This window comes from Novacetimonas hansenii JCM 7643 (assembly GCF_000964405.1).
Classification (GTDB): domain Bacteria; phylum Pseudomonadota; class Alphaproteobacteria; order Acetobacterales; family Acetobacteraceae; genus Novacetimonas; species Novacetimonas hansenii.
On record NZ_BANE01000324.1, the window covers coordinates 1 to 675 of the forward strand.

Here is a 675-nt window from a genome sequence, read left to right on the forward strand (position 1 = left end):
TGCAGGCAGAGCCTGTGCCTGGGTGACATCGCCAACCTGCCCAGCTGTAACAACGAAGCGCAGCGGGTGGCCCGGCATATCGGTCAGCATGTGGATTTTGGTTGTCAGACCACGTCGGGAACGCCCCAGCGCCTGATCCTTGCCCCCCCTTTTCCGTTCGCAGCCTGCTGATGGGCGCGAACGATGGTTGCATCGAACATCAGATACTGATTGTCCAGATCGGCCGTCAGCGTCTCGAAAATCCTGTCCCACACCCCGGCATGACACCATCGGCTGAAGCGACGATGTACCGTCTTCCAATTGCCATACCGCTCAGGCAGATCCTTCCAATGCGCGCCAGAGCGTAGAATCCAGAGGCAGCCGTTCACGAACAGGCGGCCATCCGCTCCACTGCGGCCTTCATCTCCAGCTTTCCCGGGAAGCAGAGGCGCAATCCGCTGCCATTGCGCTTTATTCAGCTCGTACCGCTTGATTCCCATCCCGTAACTCCGTGTTCTGATACGGCACTCAGTGAAACATCCATGTCACAAAAAGAAAATCCTGAATGTCGATTGGTCCTAAGAGATTGTTTGAAAACAAGTCCTTGATAAAAAACAAGAAATTTCTGGATGCTGCCTTTTTTCAAAAAGGTGGCGTCTTCTGAAGCTTTTTAGAAAAAGCTTCACCAAAAACCTT

At 53.3% G+C, this 675-nt stretch carries 1 pseudogene; it reads right to left on the bottom strand.

The features are described 5' to 3' along the window. Window positions 1-473, bottom strand: a pseudogene (locus tag B7G66_RS15970) (IS5 family transposase); the annotation flags it as partial. Window positions 474-675 lie beyond the last annotated feature (202 nt).